Annotated in this window: 27 protein-coding genes and 5 tRNA genes; 15 read left to right on the top strand and 17 right to left on the bottom strand. The window is 34.8% G+C overall.

Going from position 1 to position 24,111, the window contains the following annotated elements; all coding sequences use genetic code 11:
• Positions 1 to 113 precede the first annotated feature (113 nt).
• From nusG to rpsU, 12 genes are all read right to left on the bottom strand, one after another.
• On the bottom strand, positions 114 to 656 hold the full coding sequence (nusG, locus tag RA0C_RS08615) for a transcription termination/antitermination protein NusG (protein ID WP_004916766.1): 543 nt from the start codon (positions 654 to 656) through the stop codon (positions 114 to 116).
• Between the two features lie 19 nt (positions 657 to 675).
• Positions 676 to 882 carry a preprotein translocase subunit SecE gene (gene secE, locus RA0C_RS08610; RefSeq protein ID WP_004916763.1) on the bottom strand — a complete coding sequence of 69 codons (207 nt, stop codon included), beginning with the start codon at positions 880 to 882 and terminating at the stop codon, positions 676 to 678.
• A gap of 13 nt (positions 883 to 895) precedes the next feature.
• A tRNA-Trp gene (locus RA0C_RS08605) sits at positions 896 to 966 on the bottom strand.
• An 85-nt stretch (positions 967 to 1,051) separates the two neighbouring features.
• Positions 1,052 to 2,239: an elongation factor Tu gene (gene tuf, locus RA0C_RS08600; protein ID WP_004916760.1), complete on the bottom strand. Its 1,188-nt coding sequence runs from the start codon at positions 2,237 to 2,239 to the stop codon at positions 1,052 to 1,054.
• A 173-nt stretch (positions 2,240 to 2,412) separates the two neighbouring features.
• Positions 2,413 to 3,435 carry a quinone-dependent dihydroorotate dehydrogenase gene (locus RA0C_RS08595; RefSeq protein WP_013447122.1) on the bottom strand — a complete coding sequence of 341 codons (1,023 nt, stop codon included), beginning with the start codon at positions 3,433 to 3,435 and terminating at the stop codon, positions 2,413 to 2,415.
• A 93-nt stretch (positions 3,436 to 3,528) separates the two neighbouring features.
• Positions 3,529 to 3,600, bottom strand: a tRNA-Thr gene (locus RA0C_RS08590).
• Between the two features lie 41 nt (positions 3,601 to 3,641).
• A tRNA-Gly gene (locus tag RA0C_RS08585) sits at positions 3,642 to 3,714 on the bottom strand.
• Positions 3,715 to 3,808: 94 nt separating this feature from the next.
• Positions 3,809 to 3,891 (bottom strand) — tRNA-Tyr (locus tag RA0C_RS08580).
• A 16-nt stretch (positions 3,892 to 3,907) separates the two neighbouring features.
• Positions 3,908 to 3,981 (bottom strand) — tRNA-Thr (locus RA0C_RS08575).
• A 108-nt stretch (positions 3,982 to 4,089) separates the two neighbouring features.
• On the bottom strand, positions 4,090 to 4,380 hold the full coding sequence (gene hpf, locus RA0C_RS08570) for a ribosome hibernation-promoting factor, HPF/YfiA family (RefSeq protein WP_004916755.1): 291 nt from the start codon (positions 4,378 to 4,380) through the stop codon (positions 4,090 to 4,092).
• A 27-nt stretch (positions 4,381 to 4,407) separates the two neighbouring features.
• Positions 4,408 to 5,283: a tyrosine-type recombinase/integrase gene (locus RA0C_RS08565; RefSeq protein ID WP_013447121.1), complete on the bottom strand. Its 876-nt coding sequence runs from the start codon at positions 5,281 to 5,283 to the stop codon at positions 4,408 to 4,410.
• A gap of 92 nt (positions 5,284 to 5,375) precedes the next feature.
• Complete coding sequence (gene rpsU, locus RA0C_RS08560) at positions 5,376 to 5,573, bottom strand: 30S ribosomal protein S21 (protein WP_004916751.1); 198 nt, start codon at positions 5,571 to 5,573, stop codon at positions 5,376 to 5,378.
• Positions 5,574 to 5,748: 175 nt separating this feature from the next.
• Between rpsU and RA0C_RS08555 the strand changes: the two genes are divergently transcribed.
• Complete coding sequence (locus RA0C_RS08555; protein ID WP_004916748.1) at positions 5,749 to 6,594, top strand: DMT family transporter; 846 nt, start codon at positions 5,749 to 5,751, stop codon at positions 6,592 to 6,594.
• 7 nt (positions 6,595 to 6,601) lie between these two features.
• On the top strand, positions 6,602 to 7,687 hold the full coding sequence (locus RA0C_RS08550; protein ID WP_004916746.1) for a putative type IX sorting system protein PorV2: 1,086 nt from the start codon (positions 6,602 to 6,604) through the stop codon (positions 7,685 to 7,687).
• Between the two features lie 4 nt (positions 7,688 to 7,691).
• Here the strand turns inward: RA0C_RS08550 and RA0C_RS08545 are convergent, their stop codons facing one another.
• From RA0C_RS08545 to RA0C_RS08530, 4 genes are read right to left on the bottom strand one after another with little or no spacing between them, the layout of a single operon-like run.
• Positions 7,692 to 8,381, bottom strand: a complete 690-nt coding sequence (locus RA0C_RS08545) for an RluA family pseudouridine synthase (protein ID WP_004916743.1) — start codon at positions 8,379 to 8,381, stop codon at positions 7,692 to 7,694.
• A gap of 9 nt (positions 8,382 to 8,390) precedes the next feature.
• Positions 8,391 to 8,702 carry a hypothetical protein gene (locus tag RA0C_RS08540; RefSeq protein WP_004916740.1) on the bottom strand — a complete coding sequence of 104 codons (312 nt, stop codon included), beginning with the start codon at positions 8,700 to 8,702 and terminating at the stop codon, positions 8,391 to 8,393.
• 9 nt (positions 8,703 to 8,711) lie between these two features.
• Positions 8,712 to 9,527 (bottom strand): 3-methyl-2-oxobutanoate hydroxymethyltransferase, encoded by an 816-nt coding sequence (gene panB, locus RA0C_RS08535; protein WP_004916737.1) that lies wholly within the window; start codon positions 9,525 to 9,527, stop codon positions 8,712 to 8,714.
• A 20-nt stretch (positions 9,528 to 9,547) separates the two neighbouring features.
• Positions 9,548 to 10,261, bottom strand: a complete 714-nt coding sequence (locus tag RA0C_RS08530) for a Crp/Fnr family transcriptional regulator (RefSeq protein ID WP_004916734.1) — start codon at positions 10,259 to 10,261, stop codon at positions 9,548 to 9,550.
• Between the two features lie 89 nt (positions 10,262 to 10,350).
• Here RA0C_RS08530 and RA0C_RS08525 point away from each other — a divergent pair, with 89 nt between their 5' ends.
• From RA0C_RS08525 to RA0C_RS08490, 8 genes are all read left to right on the top strand, one after another.
• Positions 10,351 to 12,744, top strand: coding sequence for a heavy metal translocating P-type ATPase (locus tag RA0C_RS08525; RefSeq protein ID WP_004916730.1), 2,394 nt, complete (start codon positions 10,351 to 10,353; stop codon positions 12,742 to 12,744).
• A 115-nt stretch (positions 12,745 to 12,859) separates the two neighbouring features.
• A complete protein-coding gene (gene ccoS / locus RA0C_RS08520; RefSeq protein ID WP_004916726.1) occupies positions 12,860 to 13,042 on the top strand; it encodes a cbb3-type cytochrome oxidase assembly protein CcoS in 183 nt (60 codons plus the stop codon).
• Between the two features lie 5 nt (positions 13,043 to 13,047).
• Positions 13,048 to 15,327, top strand: a complete 2,280-nt coding sequence (gene ccoN, locus RA0C_RS08515) for a cytochrome-c oxidase, cbb3-type subunit I (protein WP_004916723.1) — start codon at positions 13,048 to 13,050, stop codon at positions 15,325 to 15,327.
• A 29-nt stretch (positions 15,328 to 15,356) separates the two neighbouring features.
• Complete coding sequence (locus RA0C_RS08510) at positions 15,357 to 15,551, top strand: CcoQ/FixQ family Cbb3-type cytochrome c oxidase assembly chaperone (RefSeq protein WP_004916719.1); 195 nt, start codon at positions 15,357 to 15,359, stop codon at positions 15,549 to 15,551.
• A 6-nt stretch (positions 15,552 to 15,557) separates the two neighbouring features.
• A complete protein-coding gene (locus RA0C_RS08505) occupies positions 15,558 to 16,436 on the top strand; it encodes a c-type cytochrome (RefSeq protein WP_004916717.1) in 879 nt (292 codons plus the stop codon).
• Positions 16,437 to 16,463: 27 nt separating this feature from the next.
• Positions 16,464 to 17,906, top strand: a complete 1,443-nt coding sequence (ccoG, locus tag RA0C_RS08500; protein WP_004916714.1) for a cytochrome c oxidase accessory protein CcoG — start codon at positions 16,464 to 16,466, stop codon at positions 17,904 to 17,906.
• Entirely contained in the window at positions 17,907 to 18,365 is a 459-nt protein-coding gene (locus RA0C_RS08495) for a FixH family protein (RefSeq protein WP_004916711.1), read from the top strand. It abuts the gene before it with no gap.
• Complete coding sequence (locus RA0C_RS08490; RefSeq protein ID WP_004916708.1) at positions 18,356 to 19,093, top strand: sulfite exporter TauE/SafE family protein; 738 nt, start codon at positions 18,356 to 18,358, stop codon at positions 19,091 to 19,093. The genes RA0C_RS08495 and RA0C_RS08490 overlap by 10 nt, the downstream gene beginning before the upstream one ends.
• A gap of 10 nt (positions 19,094 to 19,103) precedes the next feature.
• On the opposite strand, the gene RA0C_RS08485 is transcribed toward RA0C_RS08490, so the two are convergent.
• Complete coding sequence (locus tag RA0C_RS08485; RefSeq protein ID WP_004916706.1) at positions 19,104 to 20,414, bottom strand: UDP-glucose dehydrogenase family protein; 1,311 nt, start codon at positions 20,412 to 20,414, stop codon at positions 19,104 to 19,106.
• Between the two features lie 160 nt (positions 20,415 to 20,574).
• Between RA0C_RS08485 and RA0C_RS08480 the strand changes: the two genes are divergently transcribed.
• From RA0C_RS08480 to rpsI, 5 genes are all read left to right on the top strand, one after another.
• Positions 20,575 to 21,978 (top strand): nucleoside recognition domain-containing protein, encoded by a 1,404-nt coding sequence (locus RA0C_RS08480; protein ID WP_004916703.1) that lies wholly within the window; start codon positions 20,575 to 20,577, stop codon positions 21,976 to 21,978.
• Between the two features lie 3 nt (positions 21,979 to 21,981).
• Positions 21,982 to 22,680, top strand: coding sequence for a 3'-5' exonuclease (locus tag RA0C_RS08475; protein WP_004916700.1), 699 nt, complete (start codon positions 21,982 to 21,984; stop codon positions 22,678 to 22,680).
• A gap of 19 nt (positions 22,681 to 22,699) precedes the next feature.
• Entirely contained in the window at positions 22,700 to 23,026 is a 327-nt protein-coding gene (locus tag RA0C_RS08470; protein ID WP_004916697.1) for an SUF system Fe-S cluster assembly protein, read from the top strand.
• 197 nt (positions 23,027 to 23,223) lie between these two features.
• Positions 23,224 to 23,679: a 50S ribosomal protein L13 gene (gene rplM / locus RA0C_RS08465; protein WP_004916694.1), complete on the top strand. Its 456-nt coding sequence runs from the start codon at positions 23,224 to 23,226 to the stop codon at positions 23,677 to 23,679.
• Positions 23,680 to 23,682: 3 nt separating this feature from the next.
• A complete protein-coding gene (gene rpsI / locus RA0C_RS08460) occupies positions 23,683 to 24,069 on the top strand; it encodes a 30S ribosomal protein S9 (RefSeq protein ID WP_004916691.1) in 387 nt (128 codons plus the stop codon).
• Positions 24,070 to 24,111 lie beyond the last annotated feature (42 nt).

Here is a 24,111-nt window from a genome sequence, read left to right as displayed (position 1 = left end):
CGAGGTGCAAAATTATATATTTTTTTTTTAGCACACAAATAAATTTATATTTTTTAAAATTAAAAACCACCTCGAAATAACGAAGTGGTTTATTTTACTATAAAAACACAAGTTTATATTTTTTCTACTTGCATATAATTAAGTTCAAGAGGGGTTTTTCTACCGAAGATAAGAACCATAACTTCTAATTTCTTTTTATCCTCATGAATCTTCTCTATTGTTCCATTAAACCCATTAAAAGGTCCATCAATCACCTTAACACTCTCTCCTACTACATAAGGAATATCAACATCTGTAGCAAACTGTGACAACTCATCCATCCTACCTAACATTCTATTTACCTCAGACTTTCTCATAGGAACAGGATCTCCTCCTTTAGTAAGGCTCAGAAAAGAAATAACACCTGGTATATTCTTTATAATATGAGGCACTTCTCCCTTAAGATTAGCTTCCACCATTAAATAACCAGGATAGTAAGGTTTTTCTTTTTGCACCTTCTTTCCATTTCTCATTTGAATTGTTTTCTCCATAGGAATAACTATCTGAGAAACAAAATCCTCTAACTTAAATCTTTGGATTTCATTTTCTATATAGCTCTTCACTTTATTTTCCTGTCCGCTTACTGCTTTCAGCACATACCATTTAAGCTCACTCATCGGATAAAAACAATTTAAATTAATTAAACAAGTTAATAAGTAAACTAAAAAGATTATTGATTGATCTACTAAAAAGAGTATCAACACCAAAAGTAAACAAAGCTAATATCAAAGTAGATACAGCAACAACTGTAGTAGAAGATTGTAAATCTACCCACTTAGGCCATTCCACCTTATCTTTAAACTCTATATACGAATCTTTTAAAAAGCTTACTAACGAACTCATTTTAAACAATTTGCACGGGCACTAGGATTCGAACCCAGATCAACGGTTTTGGAGACCGGTATCCTACCATTGGACGATGCCCGTAAGTTAATTTAATAAAAATAAAGAGCTCTCAGAAAACTTTCATTTATCTGAAAGCTCTTTTATTTATTGTTGTTTTAGAACTAGATTAGTCTAGGATTTCAGTTACCTGACCAGCACCTACAGTTCTACCACCTTCTCTAATTGCAAATCTAAGACCTACGTTAAGAGCGATTGGTTGTAATAATTCTACAGTAATAGTTAAGTTATCACCTGGCATTACCATCTCTACTCCTTCTGGTAAGAAAATCTCACCTGTAACGTCTGTAGTTCTTACATAGAACTGAGGACGATATTTATTATGGAAAGGAGTGTGACGACCACCTTCTTCTTTAGAAAGGATATAAACCTCTGCTTTGAATTTTTTGTGTGGAGTTACAGAACCTTGTTTTGCGATAACCATACCTCTCTTGATATCTGTTTTTTCGATACCTCTTAAAAGTAATCCTACGTTATCACCAGCCTCACCTCTGTCTAAGATTTTTCTAAACATCTCAACCCCAGTTACAGTAGATGTTAATTTCTCATCTCCCATACCTACGATATCTACAGGGTCACCAGTATTGATAACACCAGACTCAATTCTACCAGTTGCTACAGTACCTCTACCTGTAATAGAGAATACATCTTCTATTGGCATCAAGAATGGTTTATCTTGATCTCTTACTGGCTGCTCAATCCAAGTATCCACTGCTTCCATTAAAGCATCTACAGTAGCTACCCACTTAGCCTCTCCGTTAAGAGCACCTAAAGCAGAACCTTGGATTACAGGAGAGTTATCTCCATCATATTCATAAGTAGAAAGCAAATCTCTTACTTCAAGCTCAACAAGCTCAAGAAGCTCCGGATCATCTACCATATCTACTTTGTTCATGAACACTACAATTCTAGGTACATTTACCTGACGACATAATAAGATATGCTCTCTTGTCTGTGGCATAGGACCATCAGTAGCAGCTACCACTAGGATAGCACCATCCATCTGTGCAGCACCAGTTACCATGTTCTTAACATAGTCGGCGTGACCAGGACAGTCTACGTGAGCGTAGTGTCTGTTTTCAGTTTCATACTCGATGTGAGCAGTATTAATTGTAATACCTCTTTCTTTTTCCTCTGGAGCAGAGTCAATAGAAGAGAAATCTTTCACTTCAGCAAGACCTTTATCTGCTAATACTTTAGAAATAGCCGCAGTCAAGGTAGTTTTACCGTGGTCTACGTGACCAATAGTACCAATGTTTAAGTGCGGTTTGTTACGATTAAACGTTTCCTTTGCCATGATTTTAATATTTAATTTTACTATTTTTTTATTTTAAATACCTTTTCGGTCTGCAAATATAGTATTTTTTTTGAAAACAAAAACATTTTCATTAAAATTTTATCATCCTAATTTTAATCTATACTTTTCCACTACATAATTAAATTTCAAAAAACATATAAAGTATATAACTCCTATAGTTCTGATAAAATCTTCTTATTTATCTTTTTTACTAAAGCTGGTCCCTCATATACAAAACCAGTATAAAGCTGTACTAAACTAGCTCCTGCCTTTAATTTTTCTAAAGCATCCTCTTCAGAATGAATTCCTCCAACCCCAATAATAGGAAAAGCACCTCCACTTTTTTCTGACAGAAATCTAATTACCTCCGTCGCTCTTTCTCTAAGAGGTTTTCCAGACAATCCGCCTACTTCATTTTTAGTAATTGATTTCACCCCTTCTCTACTTATAGTAGTATTGGTTGCTATGACCCCTGCTGTATTGGTCTCTTTAACTATATCTATCACATCCAAAAGTTGCGAATCTGTAAGATCCGGCGCTATTTTCAGTAAGATAGGTTTCCGTTTTACCTTATTTTGATTTTCTATTTGAAGCAAATTTAGTAGCTTAGTAAGTGGCTCTTTCTCTTGCAAATCTCTTAGATTAGGGGTATTAGGCGAGCTTACATTAACCACAAAATAGTCTACATAATCATAGAGTGCATTAAAACATACAATATAATCCTCCTCCGCATGAGCGTTATCAGTAATTTTATTTTTCCCTATATTGCCCCCTATAATCACATCCTTATCATTCGCTTTAAGTCTTTCCACAACATCTTCTACACCTCCATTATTAAAACCCATCCTATTGATAATCGCTTCATCTTCCTTCAATCTAAACAATCTCTTTTTTTCATTTCCAACCTGAGACTTGGGCGTAACTGTACCTATCTCTACAAAACCAAAACCAAACGCTGAAAGTTCTTTATAAAGTTTAGCATCCTTATCAAACCCCGCCGCTAAACCTACAGGATTTTTAAACTTTAATCCAAAAACCTCCCTTTCTAATTTGGGATTCTCTATCACATAGCGAGAGTTCACTAAAGAAGAAATGAACGGAATCTTAAAAAGAGTTTTTATAAACTTAAAGGTGAAATGATGAACCTCTTCTGGGTCAAAACGAAATAATAACGGACGAATGACTGCTTTATACATTTTTATTAGATTTTATTAGATTTACAAAAATAATAAACCCTACAATGAGAAACTAATAAAAACAAAAAAATCTCTCATTACTGAGAGATTCAGAGCCAATATCGGGACTTGAACCCGAGACCTCTTCCTTACCAAGGAAGCGCTCTACCGCTGAGCTATATCGGCTTATAAAAAAATCACAAGCCGCAATGGTTGTGATTTCTTAGAGCGGAAGACGGGGGTCGAACCCGCGACATTCAGCTTGGAAGGCTGACGCTCTACCAACTGAGCTACTTCCGCATTTATATTTTAATTACTTTGTTGGTAACGGTGTGCAAATTTAAAAACTTTTATTTAAACCCGCAAATATTTCAAATATTTTTTTAAAAAAATGTGGGGAGAGCAGGATTCGAACCTGCGAAGTCTCACGACAACGGAGTTACAGTCCGTCCCATTTGGCCACTCTGGTATCTCCCCAGCAATTTTTTTTATGAGCCTCCAGAGGGATTCGAACCCACGACCCCGAGATTACAAATCACGTGCTCTGGCCAACTGAGCTATGGAGGCAAATATTTGTATATTTCAAGTAAACAACTGTTCTCTTTTGCGGTTGCAAATATACAACACTTTTTTTGAAATAAACAAATATTTTATCAAAAAAAATGAAAAAATATTTTAATTTTTCTCTTTCTTCTTGATTAACAATTTTTTAGCAATATCATGACATTTATCTATTGCTTCTTCAAATGTAGCACAAGTCTTCTTCACCACAATATCATCTCCCGGTACAGCCAAAATAACCTCCGCTGTTTTATTTTCTTTTTCTGATGTATTTTCTACTTTCAAAAAAACCTGACACTCTAAAATTTTATCATAAAAAGTATCTAATTTATTTAGTTTTTTATCTAAATACTCCTCTAATGGTTGATGAGGCGTAAGCCCCATTGCTTGAACAGTAATTTTCATAAAGTTATTTTTTATAAAGTTATTATCTTATTTCTTTCCTCTAGGATGAAACGAGTTAAGCACCTTTTTCAACTTATTAACATCTGTTGATGTATACACCTGAGTAGATGCTAAACTCGCGTGTCCTAAAATCTCTTTTACCTGAGCAATTTCCGCACCATTTTCCAAAACATGCGTCGCAAAACTATGCCTTAACACATGAGGACTTTTCTTTTTTTTGGAAGTTACAGCACTAAGATAGTCATTTACCACAGAATATACAAATTTCCCCGTTAGTTTTTGACCACTTTCTCGAACAAAAAAATAATCCAAATTCTCTTTAGTAGGCTTTCTTTCTTTTTCAAGATACAGTTTTAATTCTCTTTTTATATTTTCTGAAATAGGTATCTCTCTCATCTTATTACCCTTACCTACAACCCGTATCCTATTCTGAATAAAATCCACATCTTTTAATGCAAGCCTACACAACTCCGACTTACGCATTCCTGTTTGGTAAAGTAGCTCTATAATAAGTTTATTTAGTAATAACTTTTCTTCGTTTAAGAGATTTTGCAAATTTTCCATTTCCTTTTGAGAAAAAGGAATTTGCTTTTCTCCATAAAATTTCAAAGAAGACACCGTTTCCATAGGAGATGCAGAAATAATCCCCAATTTAACAAGATAGATATAAAAACTCCTTAATGCAGATAATTTTCTGTTAATGGTTCTCTTGCTCAGATTATTTTCACTAAGATAAACTACAAAATTTCTTATTACTTTTTTATCTACACTTATTAAGGTGTCCACCCCTTCAGTTTCTTTAACAAAATCAGAGAAATCTTGTAAATCTCTACTATAACTAGCCAGTGTATTTAAAGAATATCTTTTCTCAATTGTAATATAATCTAAAAATTTCTCAACCATATTGGAAAAATATCCATCAAAGATAAATAAAAAATCACTTCCTAATTCTAAATTAAGAAGTGATTTTTAGACTTAAACCTAAGAAGAAATTTTTATGCTTGTTCTTCTTTACTTAAAGCTCTTTGCTTGTGAGCCGCTCTTAAAATCTGCTGTCTTCTAAGTACAGAAGGCTTAACATACTGCTGTCTTGCTCTTAAAGCACGTACAACACCAGTTTTGTCAAATTTCCTTTTGTATTTTTTCAGCGCTCTGTCGATGGACTCTCCATCTTTTACTGGAACTATTAGCATAGTTTACATCTCATTTTCGGATGCAAAAATAAGGCTTTAATTTTTATATTCCAAATTTAACCTATTTTTTTACCTAAAAAATTGATGTTTTAGCATTTATTTTCGTTCTTTGCAGTTTAATTTAAGATTAAAAATGTGGAATAACACAACATTTAGATTACACCTCATTGTATTCATGTGGGGATTTACAGCTATTCTTGGCAAAATGATTAGCTTAGACACCTACACTTTGGTTTTTTACAGAATGGGGCTCACTGCTTTGGTTCTTTTTATTTTTCTACGATTTATAAAACGAAAAAGCATCAAACTTTCATCTAAACGGCTATTACAACTACTTGGCATTGGAGTTATCATGGGGCTTCATTGGTTATTCTTCTTTCAATCCATCAAAGTTTCCAATGTATCTATCGCTCTTAGTTGTGTAGCTCTATCTACTATTTTTGCTTCTATAATAGAACCCATCATCTATAAGAGAAGACTAGACTGGACAGAAGTTGCTATAGGCATTGTAATACTAGGAGGAATGGGACTTATATTTAAAACAGAATTCAGATATGTAGAGGGTATTATCTACGGAGCTACCTGTGCCTTACTAGGAACTATTTTTTCTATTCTTAATGGGAAATTATCACAAACCACACCAGCTAGCCATATTATTTTTTATGAAATGATAGGTGGATGGCTCCTCGTGAGCACTATACTTGGTATTAATGGCACTCTTGACAATATACACGAAATAGGAATTAAAGACGCCCTACTAGTTCTAATTCTTGCCATTGGCTTTACTGCATACCCTATGATAGAATCCACCAGCTTAATGAAAGTAATTTCTCCATTTACACTTATACTAACCGTGAATCTAGAACCTATTTATGGGATTATACTAGCTTACCTTATATTCGGTGAGTCAGAACACATGAGCCCTATGTTCTATCTGGGAGCAGGGATTATGATTTTCTCTATAGTTGCCAACGGCATGATAAAAGCAAAACGAAAAAAAGCTCTAAAAACAAGTCATTAAACTATATATGAAGACTTTATTTAAAATCATCAGTATTGTACTGCTATTGATTTTCAATCTAAATATCGCCCAAATCGTTAGAAAGTATTCTAATGAGTTTCTGAACATTGGTGCTGGTGCTAGAGGTCCTGCCATGGGAGGTGCTGTTATTTCGAACCAAGATGATGTTTATTCTCCAATGTGGAATCCCGCTGGGCTAGCAAAAATTGAAAACGATTGGCAAGCCTCTGCTATGCACGCAGAATATTTTGAAAGCATTGCTAAATATGATTATATGGCATTCGCAAAGCCTTTGGATTACAACAAAGGCGTTTTTGCATTCTCTTTAGTAAGGTTGGGTGTAGACAATATCCTCAACACGACTCAAATGATAGACGGCGAAGGCAATATAGATTATGATAGAATTACAAAATTCTCTCAAGCCGATTATGCAGCCTTACTCTCCTATGCTTTTCGCCCAACCCATAAATTAGATGTCGGTGTTAATGCCAAACTAGTTTATAGAAATGTGGGAAAATTTGCTAACGGATTTGGATTTGGGTTTGACATAGGAGCCATCTATCATTCGGATAAAGGGTGGAATTACGGTGCGATGCTTAGAGATGCTACTACTACCGTTAATTTTTGGTCTATAAACGAAAAAGAACTTTCTACCGTAGTTAACGGAGAAGAATTCAACCCTGCTCCTAAGAACAAAATGGAACTATCTATGCCGAAATTAAACTTAGGAGTTAGCAAAAACTTTGAACTCAATCGTGATTTTGACTTTCTCCCAGAGGCAGGTCTTAATGTTGATTTTACAAAAACTGCAGCACTTATTTCCACAGATTTCGCAAGTATCACACCTTATCTAGGAAGCGAACTTTCTTTTCAAAAAATGATTTTTGTAAGATTAGGTGTTAACCGATTTCAAAATATTACAGACCTTGAAAGTCAAAAAAGACAATTATCATTTCAACCAAGTGCAGGTCTAGGTATTCGCTATAAAGGTTTAACGTTAGATTATGCCATCACCAATTCTGGCATTGGAGGAAGTAATTTCTACTCTAACTTTTTCTCACTGAAGCTAGATATGGCAAATTTTAGAAGATAAATTATTATATAACTCCGTCCTCACACGCTCGCCAAACAGAATCGTGAGATGGTACAGGAGCCACAATGGTTATTTTTTCTTTGGATACAGGGTGAATAAAATCTAACCTTCTTGCGTGAAGAGAAATTCCTCCATCTGAATTAGAACGAGAGGCTCCATATTTTAAATCCCCTTTTATAGGAATCCCAATCTTAGACAACTGAGCCCTAATTTGGTGATGACGACCTGTTTCTAAATCTACCTCTAAAAGCAAATAATTATCTAAACTCAATATTAAATTATAGGATAAAATAGCTTGCTTAGCACCTTCCGTAGGTTTAGTAAAGATTATCGCTTTATTATTTTTTTCATTCTTTTTGAGATAATGAACCAGCTTTTGAGAAGGAGAAATCATTTCTTTAGGAACTATCGCCCAATAAGTTTTTTTAATTTCTCTATTTTTAATCATTTGGGTTAACCTCGTAAGAGCCTTAGATGTTTTAGCATAAATTACCAACCCAGATGTTGGGCGGTCTATCCTATGCACCAACCCTAAAAAAACATTACCCGGCTTATTATCTCGTGATTTTATAAAATCCTTTATCAGTTCCAGTAGTGAGACATCACCTGTTTTGTCCCCTTGAACTAATTGTCCCGCCTTCTTATTGATAACTAGCAGATGATTATCCTCATAAAGAATCTGTTCTTGAATCATAAATAATCATTAACCTCTACGACCAACAAAAGAAATAACCACCCCAAGAAGTAAACCCACAGTTTTAATGACCTCAAAAGAAGAGCCCATAGGTAAAAAAGCCCCCACAATACAAAGCCCTGCTGCTAGATACATTAAATAGGAGTATTTTTTATTAGGTAACATTCCTCCCATAAGAATAAAACTTCCTCCGACAAGGATATAAAATACTTGTCTAGAAATAATATAGTTAATCTCTGGAGAAAATGGATTAACCCAACCCACTACAATACACAATATCGCTGCAACAGAAACAATGCTCTGTAAAGTTCTTTTATCCATAATTAAATTTTAATAACTCTCCGACTCATTAGGAAAGTCTAATGTTTTTACATCTTTAACGTATTGAGACACCGCTCCTGTAATTTCTGAATAAAGGTCCAAATAGCGTCTTAGAAACTTAGGAGAAAAACCTTGATTCATACCCACCATATCTTGATAAACTAAAACTTGTCCATCGCAATTAACACCTGCACCAATCCCAATGGTAGGAATAGAAATGCTTTCGGTTACTTTTTTAGCTAACTCGGACGGTATTTTTTCTAAAACAACAGCAAAACACCCCAATTCTTCTAACAACTGAGCGTCTTTAATTAGTTTTTCAGCTTCAGCTTCTTCTTTTGCTCTTACCTTATAAGTTCCAAATTGATTGATTGATTGTGGCGTAAGCCCCAAATGTCCCATTACAGGAATACCTGCATTGATGATATTTTTTATCGCTTCTGAAACTTCTGCTCCTCCTTCTAATTTTACAGCATGAGCCTCTGACTCTTTCATGATTCTCACTGCTGACTCTAAAGCTTTTTGAGAGTGACTTTGATAAGTTCCAAATGGCAAATCCACTACCACCAAAGCTCTCTCTACCCCACGAACCACAGATTGTGCATGGTATATCATATGGTCTAGAGTAATTGGCAATGTAGTTTCATAACCTGCCATTACATTGGCTGCTGAGTCCCCGACTAGAATAGCATCTACCCCTCCAGCATCTACCATTTTTGCAGTAGTGAAATCATATGCCGTAAGCATTGTAATTTTCTCCTTGCTAAATTTCATTTTTCGCAAGACCTCAGTAGTTACCTTTTTTATTTCTGAATGTACAGACATATTTTTACTTCATTAAAAATTTAGAGAACCACATGTCCTACTTTCTTCAACTTATCATGATCTTTTATCTTGATACTCCTACCTTCGACTTCGATAAGACCATCATTTTTAAACTCAGAAATAAGTCTAATGGCACTCTCTGTTGCTGTACCTATAAGATTAGCCACCTCTTCCCTAGTAAGGCATATTTTAATGAAACCTTCAGGGTCTGTTCCTAACTTAAGTTCTAGTAAAAGTAAAATTTCAGCTAATCTTTCTCTAACTGTTTTTTGTGCTAAAAAAGTAATGGTATTAGATGATTCTCCTAATTCAAAGGCAATTTTTTGCATCATCGCAAAAGACAATCTAGAATCTGCCTCTAATAGTTGCATAAAAATATCAGACGGCACAAAAGTAGTTTCTAGCTCCGTCATCGCTTCGGCCCTAGCTTGAAAGTTTTCATCGCAGAGTAATGAACGATAACCTAATATATCTCCCTCCTTTACTATTCTTAGAATATAATCTTTACCATAAACCCCAGATTTCGAAAGCTTAGCCGTACCTTTCTCTACAAAATAAACTCCTTTGGGTAGCTCTCCATCATCAAAAAGTACATCTCCCTTATCATACTTTAAAACCTCCTTACTTGATGTATATTTCTCAAAATCTTCAGGTTTAAGGTTTTTCCGAAAGAATGCTTCACTAAAGACTTCTTGAAACTTCTTTTCAATTTCTAACTGTTTTTCAAACGACATTTAACTGATATTTATCAGCAAAAATACTATTTTTTAATATGTGTAACCAAGTTTTTTATTATATTTTTGCGTGTTAAACTTTTGAGGTAATGTCAGAAAAATGTTTTCACTGTGGACTAGAGATAGATAAAGAAAGAATTTCTTTTGACGAAAAAACGTTCTGCTGCAACGGTTGCAAATCAGTTTACGAAATACTAAATCTCAATCAATTAAGTGACTTTTACGAACTAAATAAAAACGCTGGAATCCGACCAAATACAGACGGCTCTTCACAGTTTGACTACTTAGACACCCCTGAGGTATTTAACAAAATTGTGGACTTTTCGGAAGGCAATTCTACCTTAGTAACTTTTAAAATACCTGTAATACACTGCTCCTCTTGTATATGGTTACTTGAAAGCCTCAAAGATATCAATCCACAAATACGCTATTCTCAAGCTAATTTCACAAAGAAAACATTACAAATTTCGTTTAATCATAATGAGCTAAAACTAAGTGAACTTGCTAAGTTTTTAACCAATCTTGGCTACAAACCTGTTATCAATCTAGAAACTAGTGAGAAAAAGGTAGAGAAAACAGACCGAGATTTAATCATCAAACTTGCCATAGCAGGATTTGCATTCGGAAATGCAATGATGTTTGCCCTCCCTGAATATCTTTCTTGGATTACAAAAGAAAACGATTATTGGATTAACCAATTTGCTCCTTTCTTTAGGTTTCTAACCCTATTACTTTCCATTCCTGTTGTTTCTTATTCTGCTTCAGACTACTACAAATCTGCTTGGTATGGACTTAAGAATAACATTGTAAATATAGATATACCTATCGTTTTAGGAATACTCGTTCTATTTGGAAGAAGTATCTACGAGATAGCCACAGATTATGGACCTGGTTATTTTGACACCTTGTGTGGATTGCTATTTTTTATGTTGATGGGAAAATTTTTCCAAAAGCGAACCTACACCGCACTATCCTACGATAGGGATTATAAATCTTTCTATCCTATCGCCGTAACTAAAGTGGATTTTGAGGGTAAACAAAAAAATATTCTTTTATCTGAAATTAAAGTAGGCGATAGAATTTTAGTGCGAAATCAAGAAATTATTCCCGTAGACGCTATTCTTATTAGTGGTGAAGGCAATATTGACAACAGTTTTATTACTGGAGAATCAGCCACAATACCTAAACAACCTGGTGATAAAATTTTCGCAGGAGCTAAGCAACAAGGTGCTATTTTGGAACTAGAAGTCATTAAAACCGTAGACCAAAGCTACCTTACCCAACTATGGAACAAAGAGGCTTTTAAACAAAAAGAAACAGGTCTAGATAACCTTACTAATAAGATAAGTAAATATTTTACATTCATTATATTAGGCATCACGCTAATCGCAGGAATCTATTGGTACAGAATTGATTTAGAAAAAATGTTCCAAGTAGTTTCTGCAATACTTATAGTGGCTTGTCCTTGTGCGTTAGCTCTATCCGCTCCGTTTACATTTGGACACATTATGAGAATACTAGGCAGAAAAAAATTCTATGTTAAGGATACTCTTACCATAGAAAAACTTGCTAAAATCAACACACTCGTCTTTGACAAAACAGGCACTATTACCTATAACACTAAATCTAATATTAAATATAAAGGCAATACTATTAGCGAATTTGATTTAAAGAATATCAAAACTTTACTTAAAAACTCTAATCACCCTCTATCCAAAAATTTATACGAACATATAGAAATAACTGATGAATATTTCCCAATAGAAAATTTCCAAGAAATAGCAGGTAAAGGATACTCCGCTCAGGTTAGAAGTCAAATTTATAAAATTGGTTCAGCTTCGTTTACTGAACAAGAAAGTAAAAATCTAGAGACCGCTGTTTTCATCAGTAAAAATAACGAATTTATAGGAAAGTTCATATTTAGAAATGAGTATAGAGAAGGACTTTCTGAAATGTATCAAAAGCTCAGTTCCTACCCTATCCATATCCTTAGTGGAGATAATGCATCCGAAACCAATCAGCTCAAAAAAATAATTCCAAATGTAACCAATATGAGTTTCAACCAAACTCCAGAAGGTAAGTTGGACTACATACAAAACCTACAAAATTCAGGACAAAAAGTAGCTATGTTAGGTGATGGTCTTAACGATGCTGGTGCATTAAAACAAAGTAACATAGGCATAGCTGTATCCGATGACACCAACTCCTTCACTCCATCTTCTGATGTTATTATGGACGGCAAATTCATTAACTTTTTGCCAGACTATTTAGCCCTAAGTAAAGACGCTATTAAAATAGTATCAGCTACTTTTGTTATAAGTATATTATATAATGTGGTAGGTCTAGGCTTTGCCGTTACAGGACACTTATCTCCTCTAGTAGCCGCTATACTAATGCCTTTGAGTTCTATAAGCGTGGTATCATTTACCTCCGCAACCACTTGGTTAACAGCGACTAGATATTTTAAGAAAAAATCAAATTAGACATTTTTATCTTATTTAGAAGTGTTATAAATTAACTTTTTTTTAACAGTTACTGATTTAAGTCATTATATTTTCTTAATTTTGGGGGCAATTTAATTTTATATTTGCGAACTGTATGGAGATATTATATTTAATGGTCATATGCAGTGTATCTTTAGCTGTCGTTTTTTTGATAGTATTCATTATCGGAGCAAAAAAAGGACAGTTTGAAGACGATGAATCTCCTGCGGTAAGGATTCTCCTTGATGACGAAACTAAAAACAAAGAAAATAAAGAGAAAAACAATAAAAGTGATTAGTTAATATGGAAACACAAAAGTTTAGTTATGACAACAGCATTGTGCGTGCGTTCCTTTATGCAACCATCGTCTTCGGGATAGCTGGTTTCATTCTTGGACTTACGGCGGCTGCGATGCTTTTCTATCCAGAACTACCAGAGTTTTTATTTGGTACTGATGACACTACAATTGCCAGCTTAAGAAGCGGTGATTTACAAGGTCTCATCAACACCCAAGGAGCTTTTGGTTTTGGGAGAATCAGAATGTTGCACACTAGTGCAGTAATTTTTGCCTTTGTTGGAAACGCTATTTTCGCGGGGGTTTATTACTCATTACAGAGGTTGTTGAAAGCAAGAATGTACAGTGATACACTTTCTTGGATTAACTTTTGGGGATGGCAAATTACTATCGTAGCGGTGGTGATTACTTTCTTCATGGGTATCAACACATCTAAAGAGTACGCTGAACACGAATGGCCAATTGATATCCTTATCGCAGTGGTATGGATTATTTTTGGTATTAACATGTTTGGTACAATAGCTAAAAGAAGAGTAAGACACCTTTATGTAGCTATTTGGTTCTACATTGGTACTTGGGTAGGTATTACAATGCTACATGTATTTAATAACTTGGAGGTACCTCTTTCTTTCACTGGTTGGAAGTCTTATTCTGCATATTCAGGAGTAAAAGACGCTCTAGTACAATGGTGGTACGGACACAACGCCGTAGCATTCTTCCTTACAACACCTGTACTTGGTCTAATGTATTACTTCTTACCAAAAGCGGCAGAAAGACCAGTATTCTCTTATAAACTTTCTATTATCCACTTCTGGTCTTTAATTTTCGTTTATATTTGGGCTGGACCTCACCACTTACAATACACTTCTCTACCAGCTTGGGCTCAAGCGTTAGGAACAGGGTTCTCTGTTGCCCTTATCGCACCATCTTGGGGAGGTATGCTTAATGGTTTATTAACATTAAGAGGCGCTTGGGATAAAGTAAGAGAAAATCCTATACTTAAATTCTTCGTGGTAGCAGTTACTTGCTACGGTATGGCTACATTTGAAGGACCACTATTGGCAACTAAAACATTAAATAAAATTGGACACTTTACTGACTGGGTAATTGGTCACGTTCACATCGGTGCTTTAGGCTGGAACGGATTCATGGCGTTTGGTATGATTTACTACCTAGTTCCTATTATGTGGAGAACTAAACTATGGTCTGTAAAATTAGCTAACTGGCATTTCTGGTTAGGTACTTTAGGTATCATTCTATATGCTGTACCTATGTACATCTCTGGATTTACTCAAGGTTTAATGTGGAAACAATTTAACCCAGACGGAACTCTACTTTACAAAAACTGGTTAGATACTGTAACTGCAATTATCCCTTACTATTGGATGAGATTCTTTGGAGGTATCCTTTACCTATTAGGAGCTATTCTTATGGCAGTGAATGTTGTAGCTACTGTAAGAAAAGGTTCATTCCAGAAAGAAGTTCCTGCGGAAGCACCTGCACTTGCGAGAATTGGTGATGCAAGAAAAGAAGGAGAAACTGTACACCTTTGGATTGAAAGAATGCCACTTTATTTAACAGTATTAGCGTTCTTTGCACTAGCCGTTGGTGGTATGGTTGAGATTATACCTACGCTTACAGTTAAAGATAATGTACCTACAATATCTTCCGTTAAGCCTTATACTCCTCTAGAGTTAGAAGGTAGAGACTTATACATCCGTGAAGGTTGTAACGCTTGTCACTCACAAATGATTAGACCTTTCCGTGACGAGGTAGTTAGATTTAACGGTAAAAATGGTCAATACTCTAAAGCTGGGGAATTCGTTTATGACAGACCTTTCCTTTGGGGTTCTAAGAGAACTGGTCCAGACTTACACAGACAAGGTGGTAAAAACCCAGATTCTTGGCATTTTAAACATATGCTTAATCCTAGAAGTACTTCTCCAGGTTCTATAATGCCTCGTTACCCTTGGTTAATTGCTAATACATTAGATTGTTCTCAGAGTAAAAATAAGCTAGAACTCATGAAAAATATGTTTAATGTCCCTTATACCAAAAGCCAGATAGATACTGTGGATATTTGGATGGAAAATCAAGCAAAAGAAATTGCAACAAGAATTTATTCTGAAGCTGATGATGTTAAGAGAGCGTTTGCTAAAAAGCAACAAGAAGAAAGAGCAGATTTTGTTCCTCTTGAAAAGAGAGAAATTGTGGCACTTATTGCTTACCTACAAAGACTAGGTACAGACATTAAGACTACTGAAGTTAAAACAGCAAGTGTAAAATAAATTGTTATCACTAAAGGAGCATACAAACAATGATACCACAAAACTTTAAAGATATATTGTCTAATACAGAAGGTACTGGCTTTTACCAAAGCCTAGCACTTATCATATTCATAATATTTTTTATAGGAGTGGTATATTATGTAATGAGTAAACCTAAAAAGTTTTATCAAGACGAAGCTAATGCTCCTTTAGATGATGAAATACAAAACAGTTCTAAAAATTAAGAAATTATGAAACAAAGAACGCCCGTTTATGTGAACATTTTAGTAATACTTACAATATTATTTATTGTGTATTATATGTTCGTTCAGAATGCCTCTTTTATTACTTCACCTTACTTTTGGGGAACGGTAGTTATTAGTGTCATTTTAGCAATGATACATGGTGCTATTGGAGATTTAATTGAAAATCAAAACTTCGCTAAACTTTCTGATGAGGCTAAAAAGGCTTACTTAGAAGAGAAGAAAATACCTTACTGGAAAAGACTTTGGGATAGTGCTTTCAAAAAGCAGTCTGTATCCGAGGAGAAAGATATTATTATAGATCACGGTTTTGATGGTATTATGGAGCTAGACAACCAGTTACCTAAATGGTGGTTAGGATTATTTTGGTTGGGATTTGCATATCTAGTTATCTATATTGTAGCATTCTCTTTCACAGACTTTGCACACCCAGACAAAGAGTATGAAGTGGAGCATAAAGAACAACTTGCAAGTATAGAACAATGGATGAAAGATACCCCTCCTCCTACAATTGATAACGCTGTATATTCTGCAGATAACATTGCTGAAGGGGAGGAGATTTTCAAAACTAACTGTGTATCTTGCCATGGAGATGGAGGAAGAGGTGGTATAGGTCCTAATCTTACAGATAATCATTGGATAAACCATACAGAAAACTCTGTATTTAGGCAAATATTCTATATGGTAGAAAATGGATCACCTAATAATCCTGCAATGCAAGCTTTCGGAAAAAATGGTATCTTAACAGGATTTGATATAGAAAAAGTAGCAGCTTATGTTTACCATATCAATCAAGAAAAAGCTCCTATCACTCAGTCCGAAGGAGGTGCAATACCTCAAGGTGATGAAGTGGAGTGGGAGAACTAGTGTACCATAAAATAATTTCACATCAATATGGCTGATAAAGAAGTACAAGGCACAGGAGCTGTAATAGAAGCTTCCACCTTCCGTGATTCTGTAGGAACCATGGATAACACAGGGAAAAGAAAATGGGTATATCCCAAGAAACCCAAAGGTAAGTTTACTGATTATAGGAACTATGTTAGTATTTTTTTATTAGCCATATTTTTTATTCTTCCGTTTATTAAAATAAACGGAAATCCATTTCTTCTAATAAATATCCTTGATAGAGAGTTCTTTATTGTAGGACAACCTTTTTATCCTCAGGATTTTTTCATTCTCGCTCTAGGAGCAGTCACTTCTATAGTGTTCATCATTCTATTTACCGTTGTTTTTGGAAGAATATTCTGCGGTTGGATTTGCCCACAAACCATTTTTATGGAAAATGTATTCCGTAAGATAGAATATTGGATTGAGGGCGACAGAAACAAGCAAATAAAACTAGACCAACAGCCTTGGAATTCTGAAAAAATAAGAAAAAGAGGGCTTAAATGGACAATCTATATCATTATTTCTTTGGTTGTAACTCATTTTATGTTCACGTACATTGTAGGTTACGAAGAGGTTTTTAGAATAATGAAAGAAGGTCCTATAAAATACCCTACCAACTTTTTGGTAATGCTACTTTTCACCGCAGCCTTTTATTTAGTATTCGCTTGGTTTAGAGAACAGGTATGTACACTTGTTTGTCCATACGGAAGACTACAAGGTGTTCTTATAGATAAGCAAACCATCAATGTTTACTACGATTTTAAGAGAGGTGAAAATCGTTCTAAATGGCGTAAGAATGAAGACAGAGCTGCCGAAGGTAAAGGAGACTGTATTGATTGTAACCAATGTGTAGTAGTATGTCCAACGGGAATAGATATTAGAAATGGACAACAATTAGAATGTATTAATTGTACGGCATGTATAGATGCTTGTAATGAAGTTATGGAAAAGGTGGGCTTACCTAAAGGGCTGATAAGATACGCTACCGAAAATGAAATAGAACAAGGTAGAAGGTTTAAATTCACCTCTAGAATGAAAGCTTACACTGCAGTTTTAATAGCATTGATGACTTTTGTATCGTTCCTTTTATACAATAGAGGAAGTATGGAGGCTAAATTTATTAAACCTGCTGGAAGTACATTCTTTATATCTGATAACGAAATTACCAACACTTACAATTACACCTTGCTTAATAAGTCTAGCAAGGACTATGTAGTAACCTTTAAAGTTTTAGAACCTGCTAATGGCGTTATAAAATATGGAGGTTCTAGCAAAATAGTATTAAAGAGAGATAAAATGGAAAAGGGAACGGTAAATATTAGCTTCCCTAAAAAAGAAATAAAACTTTCTAAACAGAATTTAGTAATTGGTGTCTATGATAAAGACGGCAAGTTACTCACTACTTTTGAAACTTATTTTGAAGGAGAATTTAATTTGCAATTTTAAATGAAAAATTTTAAGTTCACTTGGGCACATGGAGTTGTAGCTGCATTAGGCTCGTTTATACTATTTATTCTTTATCTCATATTTGTATTCTCTCATGGGCAGCAGAATTCTGAATTGGTTTCGGATAATTATTATGAAGATGAACTAGCCTACCAAAGTGTAATAGATGCTAAGAAAAATGCGTCTACGATTGAGAATGCTCCTAAATATCAGCAAACACCTCATGGAATAAGTATCGTATTTCCTTCGGAGAATAATAATCAAAATACTAAAATAAAATTTGTTCTCTATAGAATAGATGACCAAAAGTTAGATGTAAAAAAGGACATGACTTTAGATGTTAATAATTCCTTTCTCATTCCTAAAAAGGTTTTAGTTCCAGGAGGCTATATTCTAAAACTAATGTGGACAAAAGATAACAAAGATTATCAAATAGACTACGACCTAGTATGGAAATAACTCTCATCATAGCAGCACTTACTTTGGGTTTCACAACAGGACTCCATTGTATTGGTATGTGCGGACCTATAGCTCTTTCTTTAGGACTTTCAAGAAAAAAACAGGTTAACTTTCATCTTCAAAATATAACCTATCAATTAGGAAGAATTTTCACTTATTCTATATTGGGAATTTTACTAGGACTAATTGGAGAAGGCTTTCAGCTAGCGGGAGTTCAAGGTTGGCTTACCATTTTTGCAGGAATCATTTTAATCATAATGGCTCTTTTTTCTTTCGGGAACGGAGATTTTGCTTCTAAAATACCTTTTCTCTCGAAATTTCTATTAAAAATAAAACTCAACCTAGGAAAATTATTATCCAAAACCGATTACTCCTCAAGGTTTTTAACAGGAGTGCTTAATGGCTTTTTACCATGTGGAATGGTTTATGTAGCCTTGGCAGCATCTCTAGCAGCTGGTGGAGCTATACAAGGAGGATTATTTATGATGTTATTTGGACTAGGAACTTTCCCTTTTATGTTTATTACTGTTTTATTAGGTAACATGCTTAATATAGCTACTAGAAATAAAATCCTAAAAATAATGCCTGTAGTAATGCTTATCTTGGGTGGGCTCTTTATACTAAGAGGTTTAGAGTTAGGAATCCCTTATTTATCACCAAAGAAAGAAGCTCTTAGCATAGAAAACAAAATGTCCCCTGAAAACAAGGGACATCATAGTTGTCATTAAAAGAGTGTATTTACCCTAAAGTCTTTCTACCTATACTCTTATAATAGAAACCTGTTCCTTCTACTTGTTCTAAGGCAAACATATTTCTACCATCAAAAATAGCTTTACCGTTCATTTTTTCTGCCATCAAATCAAAGTTAGGATTTTTAAATTCTGACCATTCCGTAGCTATCAATAAAGCATCAGCTCCTTCTAATGCAGAATACATATCACTTGCATAGGTTATTTTATCTCCCAGCACTTTTTTCACATTAGACTCTGCTATCGCATCATAAGCTGTAATTGTAGCTCCTTTTTCTAATAAAATTTTAATATTATCTAAAGAAGAAGCCTCTCTAATATCATCTGTATTCGCTTTAAAAGCCAAGCCCCAAAGTGCTATCTTTTTACATTTTAGATTCCCTCCAAAATATTTTTCTATTTCTGACACCAAAATAACTTTTTGATTTTGGTTTACATTTTCAGTCGCTTCTAATATTTGGAAATTAAAATCAGCTTCTTTACCAGATTTTATCAATGCCTTTACATCTTTAGGAAAGCAGCTACCACCATACCCAATACCAGGGAATAAGAAACGGTGTCCTATCCTATCATCACTGCCCATTCCTAGCCTTACCTTATCTACATCAGCTCCTACTCTTTCGCAGAAATTTGCGATTTCGTTCATAAAAGTAATTTTAACTGCTAAGAAAGAATTAGCTGCATACTTTGTAAGTTCCGAAGATTTTTCATCCATAAAAATAATCGGAACACCCGTATTGGTAAATGGCTGATATATTTTTGCCATAATCTCTCTCGCCTTTTCAGAAGAACTTCCCACCACTACTCTAGCAGGATTCATGGAGTCTTCCACCGCAAAACCTTCCCTAAGAAACTCTGGATTAGATACCACATCAAACGGTATTTGAGTCTTAGCAGCTATAGCACTTCTAACTTTATCTGCCGTTCCTACAGGCACTGTGGATTTATTAACAATAACTTTATATTCTGTAATAATATCGCCTATATCGTTAGCTACTTTAAGGACATAGGACAAATCTGCTGAGCCATCTTCCCCTGGAGGCGTTGGCAAAGCTAAATAAATCACTTCACTTTGGTCAACAGCTTCTTTTAAATTGGTAGTAAAAAATAATCTCTGTGCTTGAATGTTTCTCAAAAACATTTCCTCTAAATTAGGCTCATAAATAGGAACGATACCTTTTTTCATTCCCTCAACCTTTTTTTCATCTATGTCAACACAGTAAACTGTATTTCCTAGTTCTGCCAATGTTGTACCTGTAACTAATCCTACATAGCCAGTACCCACTATAGTAATATTCATATTATACAATAATTTATTCGCAAAGATAGCCAAAATATCAATATTTCATCTTTAAATGGTGCTTTATATCATCATACCTAAAACTTTTTTCAATTAATGAATTTTTCTTTTTTCAGATTTAGCTAAAAACACTTACTTTTATCCAAATTTTTTTCAGATTATGGTTTTAAGTAGAATTTGGAGTGCATTTATTTTAGTAGCTATCGTGGTAGCTGGAGTAAAGTATATATTATCAGACAACTACAAAGCTATCTATAATGATATGGTAGTGGGCAAAGGTGGAGATACCGTAAATATCACTACTAAACCAATTAACGAATTCCACCCCAATGCTATAGAAAGTTTTCAAACTACACCTGTTTTTATAAATAAAGGTATTCATTACGAATATCAACCTAACAGCAATAATGTTAAAGTTTACAGAATACAAGAAACCGATGGTGTGATAGGCACGAGCAAAACTGCCGTAGATATATGTATAGGTCTTATAGGTATTATGACGCTTTTTATGGGCTTTATGAGTATTGCAGAAAAGGCTGGGGGCATCAACTTATTAAGTAGAATGATACAGCCTTTTTTCTCTAAACTCTTCCCAGAAGTTCCTAAAAACCACACTGCATTTGGACATATGATGCTTAATTTTTCCGCCAATCTTTTAGGGCTAGACAATGCCGCCACTCCTTTTGGTCTTAAGGCAATGGATAGTCTACAATCTCTAAATCCAGAAAAAGATAAAGCCAGTAATGCCCAGATTATGTTTCTCTGTCTGCACGCTAGTGGGCTCACCCTTATTCCCGTATCCATTATTGCTATAAGGGCATCTATGGGCTCTGCCACACCTACGGATATATTCTTACCTTGTATGATAGCTACTTTTGCAGCCACCATGGCATCAATGATATTAGTTTCTATAAGACAAAAAATCAATTTACTTCAGCCTGTGGTATTGATGTATTTAGGTGGTATTTCTGCTGTTATAGCTGGATTGGTCTTATTTCTTGTTCAATTAAATAAAGAGGAGCTAGATAACTTTAGTAAAGTTTTAAGTAATGGTATTATCCTTCTGATATTCTTTGCCATTGTGCTTGGAGGTATTTATAAAAAAATCAACATTTTTGATGCTTTTGTAGAAGGAGCTAAAGAAGGCTTCTCGGTGTGTGTTAAAATCATACCTTATTTAGTAGGAATGCTCATTGCCATTTCCCTTTTAAGAACTTCGGGAGTATTCCACATCATTATAGATGGAATGAAATGGATTGCTGATATGGTAAGTCTAGACACTAGATTTGTAGATGGACTTCCTACCGCACTCATAAAACCACTTTCGGGCTCTGGAGCAAGAGGTATGATGGTAGATACGATGGCTACCTTCGGAGCTGACTCATTCCCTTCTAGATTGGCTGGAATTTTACAAGGAAGTTCTGACACCACTTTCTATGTTATTGCTGTTTATTTTGGAGCCGTGGGTATTAGAAATACTCGCTATACAGTTGGCACTATGCTTCTAGCAGACTTAGTAGGTATTATCACTTCTATTACATTAGCTTATTTATTTTTTGGATAAAATATGATTAAACAAATCCCTATAGAACGAATCTTATTTTTAGATATAGAAACTGTACCTCAAGAAGAAAGCTGGCAAAACCTCCCAACTGAAGAACAAAATCTTTGGGATAAAAAAACCTTACATCAACGCAAGGAAGAGATAACCGCAGAAGATTTCTATCATCAAAGGGCAGGCGTAATGGCAGAATTTGGAAAAATAATCTGTATTTCTGTAGGAATGATAGACCGAAACGAAACGCTTAAAATAAGAAGTTTCGCTGGGGATAACGAAAAAAAATTACTAGAAGAATTCGGAGCTATATTCAATAGCACTCGCCTTACTAATGTTATTCTATGTGCACACAACGGAAAAGAATTTGACTTCCCTTGGATTGCAAGAAGATTTTTAGTTAATGGTATGATACCTCCTTCCCCATTTCAGTTATTCGGAAAGAAACCTTGGGAAGTTCCACATTTAGATACTTTGGAGCTATGGAAATTCGGAGATTATAAAAGTTTTATATCACTGGAACTAATGGCTCATATTTTTGGCGTTCCTACTCCCAAAGACGATATAGATGGTTCTATGGTTGCCGAAATATATTATAAAGAAAAAGATTTACCTAGAATTATTAAATATTGTGAAAAAGATGTTTTAACTTTGGCGAATATTTTTAGAAAGTTAAGGCAAGAAGATTTATTGAGTTTGTCAGAAGACTAACGAATTATTTAGAGAAATGATGAAATATACAGACGAACAAATCGCAGAGATAGGAGAGGAAATCATAAAGACCCTCAAAACAGTCTATGACCCAGAAATACCTGTAGACATCTATGAATTAGGGCTAGTGTACGATGTTCAAATTTCAGATGAAGGCAAGGTGAAAGTAGTTATGACACTTACTACACCTAACTGCCCCGTAGCAGAATCTCTCCCTCAAGAAGTGAAAGAAAAGGTGAGCGAAGTAGAAGGCGTAAACGAGGTAGATTTAGAACTTACCTTTGAACCTTCGTGGACAAAAGATATGATGAGCGAGGAAGCTCGATTTGAGCTAGGTATGCTATAAAAAATAAACTTCGATAATATAAAAGCTCTTTCATGGAAAGAGCTTTATTGTTTAGTAAAACAAAATTTATCAGCACAAACATCTATCAAAAGCTATAGCACTCAAAATTTTACAGTTGTATTTTTTCAATTAAAAAAATATTCTTACCTTTGCAGACCCTTAGAGGGAAAATTATGTCTAATCATAAACGATAAATTGTGAATACATTAAGTTACAAGACAGTATCGGCAAACAAGGCTACCGCTAATAAAGAATGGGTTGTGGTAGATGCTGCCGGGCAACCATTAGGACGTCTAGCGTCTAAAGTTGCGAAGATTTTGAGAGGTAAGCACAAAACAAACTTTACTCCACATGTAGATTGCGGAGATAATGTAATTGTTTTGAATGCTGGGAAAGTAGAACTTTCTGGAAACAAGTGGGCAGATAAAACTTACATTTGGCACACAGGATACCCTGGTGGACAAAAGTCTATGACTGCAGAAGAGCTTAGAAAAAGAAATAGCCTAAGAATTTTAGAAAAATCTGTAAAAGGAATGCTTCCTAAAAACAGACTTGGTGCTGCTATTCTTAAAAACCTTTATCTATATGAAGGTACTGAGCACAAGCACGAAGCTCAACAGCCGAAAGTAATTAACATTAACGAATTAAAATAAGATATGTCTACAGTACACAAAATAGGAAGAAGAAAAACTTCTGTAGCTAGAGTTTATGTAAAACCTGGAGCAGGTAAAGTTACAGTAAACGGTAGAGATGTAAAAGACTACTTCAACACAGAAGTTCTTGTATATAAAGTAAACCAACCTTTCTTACTTACGGAAACTGCAGAGCAGTATGATGTTACTGTAAATGTTTTCGGTGGAGGTATTACTGGTCAAGCAGAAGCTATTAGACTTGGGGTTTCTCGTGCTTTATGCGAGATTAACGAAGAGTTTAGAGCTGTTCTTAAGCCACACGGTCTTCTTACTAGAGACGCTAGAATGGTGGAAAGAAAGAAACCAGGACAGAAGAAAGCTAGAAAGAAATTCCAATTCTCTAAGCGTTAATATTTTTGTGGCATGGCTCAGTTTTGTAATCAATTTTATTAC

The organism is Riemerella anatipestifer ATCC 11845 = DSM 15868, assembly GCF_000252855.1.
In the GTDB taxonomy this organism is placed as follows: Bacteria; Bacteroidota; Bacteroidia; order Flavobacteriales; family Weeksellaceae; genus Riemerella; species Riemerella anatipestifera.
The sequence above is the reverse complement of the archived record's forward strand: the minus strand, read 5'-3'. Positions and strand labels throughout refer to the sequence as shown.

Coding starts and splice junctions, on each gene's coding strand:
- RA0C_RS08530 (WP_004916734.1), bottom strand. CDS start 10,261: ATGTCGTTTGAAAAACAGTTAGAAATTGAAAAGAAGTTTCAAGAAGTC.
- tuf (WP_004916760.1), bottom strand. CDS start 2,239: ATGGCAAAGGAAACGTTTAATCGTAACAAACCGCACTTAAACATTGGT.
- RA0C_RS08550 (WP_004916746.1), top strand. CDS start 6,602: ATGAAGACTTTATTTAAAATCATCAGTATTGTACTGCTATTGATTTTC.
- RA0C_RS08595 (WP_013447122.1), bottom strand. CDS start 3,435: ATGTATAAAGCAGTCATTCGTCCGTTATTATTTCGTTTTGACCCAGAA.
- RA0C_RS08490 (WP_004916708.1), top strand. CDS start 18,356: ATGGAAATAACTCTCATCATAGCAGCACTTACTTTGGGTTTCACAACA.
- RA0C_RS08505 (WP_004916717.1), top strand. CDS start 15,558: ATGAAACAAAGAACGCCCGTTTATGTGAACATTTTAGTAATACTTACA.
- RA0C_RS08555 (WP_004916748.1), top strand. CDS start 5,749: ATGTGGGGATTTACAGCTATTCTTGGCAAAATGATTAGCTTAGACACC.
- RA0C_RS08475 (WP_004916700.1), top strand. CDS start 21,982: ATGATTAAACAAATCCCTATAGAACGAATCTTATTTTTAGATATAGAA.
- RA0C_RS08545 (WP_004916743.1), bottom strand. CDS start 8,381: ATGATTCAAGAACAGATTCTTTATGAGGATAATCATCTGCTAGTTATC.
- rpsU (WP_004916751.1), bottom strand. CDS start 5,573: ATGCTAATAGTTCCAGTAAAAGATGGAGAGTCCATCGACAGAGCGCTG.
- RA0C_RS08480 (WP_004916703.1), top strand. CDS start 20,575: ATGGTTTTAAGTAGAATTTGGAGTGCATTTATTTTAGTAGCTATCGTG.
- ccoN (WP_004916723.1), top strand. CDS start 13,048: ATGGAAACACAAAAGTTTAGTTATGACAACAGCATTGTGCGTGCGTTC.
- panB (WP_004916737.1), bottom strand. CDS start 9,527: ATGTCTGTACATTCAGAAATAAAAAAGGTAACTACTGAGGTCTTGCGA.
- RA0C_RS08540 (WP_004916740.1), bottom strand. CDS start 8,702: ATGGATAAAAGAACTTTACAGAGCATTGTTTCTGTTGCAGCGATATTG.
- ccoG (WP_004916714.1), top strand. CDS start 16,464: ATGGCTGATAAAGAAGTACAAGGCACAGGAGCTGTAATAGAAGCTTCC.
- RA0C_RS08565 (WP_013447121.1), bottom strand. CDS start 5,283: ATGGTTGAGAAATTTTTAGATTATATTACAATTGAGAAAAGATATTCT.
- RA0C_RS08470 (WP_004916697.1), top strand. CDS start 22,700: ATGAAATATACAGACGAACAAATCGCAGAGATAGGAGAGGAAATCATA.
- ccoS (WP_004916726.1), top strand. CDS start 12,860: ATGGAGATATTATATTTAATGGTCATATGCAGTGTATCTTTAGCTGTC.
- hpf (WP_004916755.1), bottom strand. CDS start 4,380: ATGAAAATTACTGTTCAAGCAATGGGGCTTACGCCTCATCAACCATTA.
- RA0C_RS08495 (WP_004916711.1), top strand. CDS start 17,907: ATGAAAAATTTTAAGTTCACTTGGGCACATGGAGTTGTAGCTGCATTA.
- RA0C_RS08485 (WP_004916706.1), bottom strand. CDS start 20,414: ATGAATATTACTATAGTGGGTACTGGCTATGTAGGATTAGTTACAGGT.
- RA0C_RS08525 (WP_004916730.1), top strand. CDS start 10,351: ATGTCAGAAAAATGTTTTCACTGTGGACTAGAGATAGATAAAGAAAGA.
- rpsI (WP_004916691.1), top strand. CDS start 23,683: ATGTCTACAGTACACAAAATAGGAAGAAGAAAAACTTCTGTAGCTAGA.
- secE (WP_004916763.1), bottom strand. CDS start 882: ATGAGTTCGTTAGTAAGCTTTTTAAAAGATTCGTATATAGAGTTTAAA.
- nusG (WP_004916766.1), bottom strand. CDS start 656: ATGAGTGAGCTTAAATGGTATGTGCTGAAAGCAGTAAGCGGACAGGAA.
- RA0C_RS08510 (WP_004916719.1), top strand. CDS start 15,357: ATGATACCACAAAACTTTAAAGATATATTGTCTAATACAGAAGGTACT.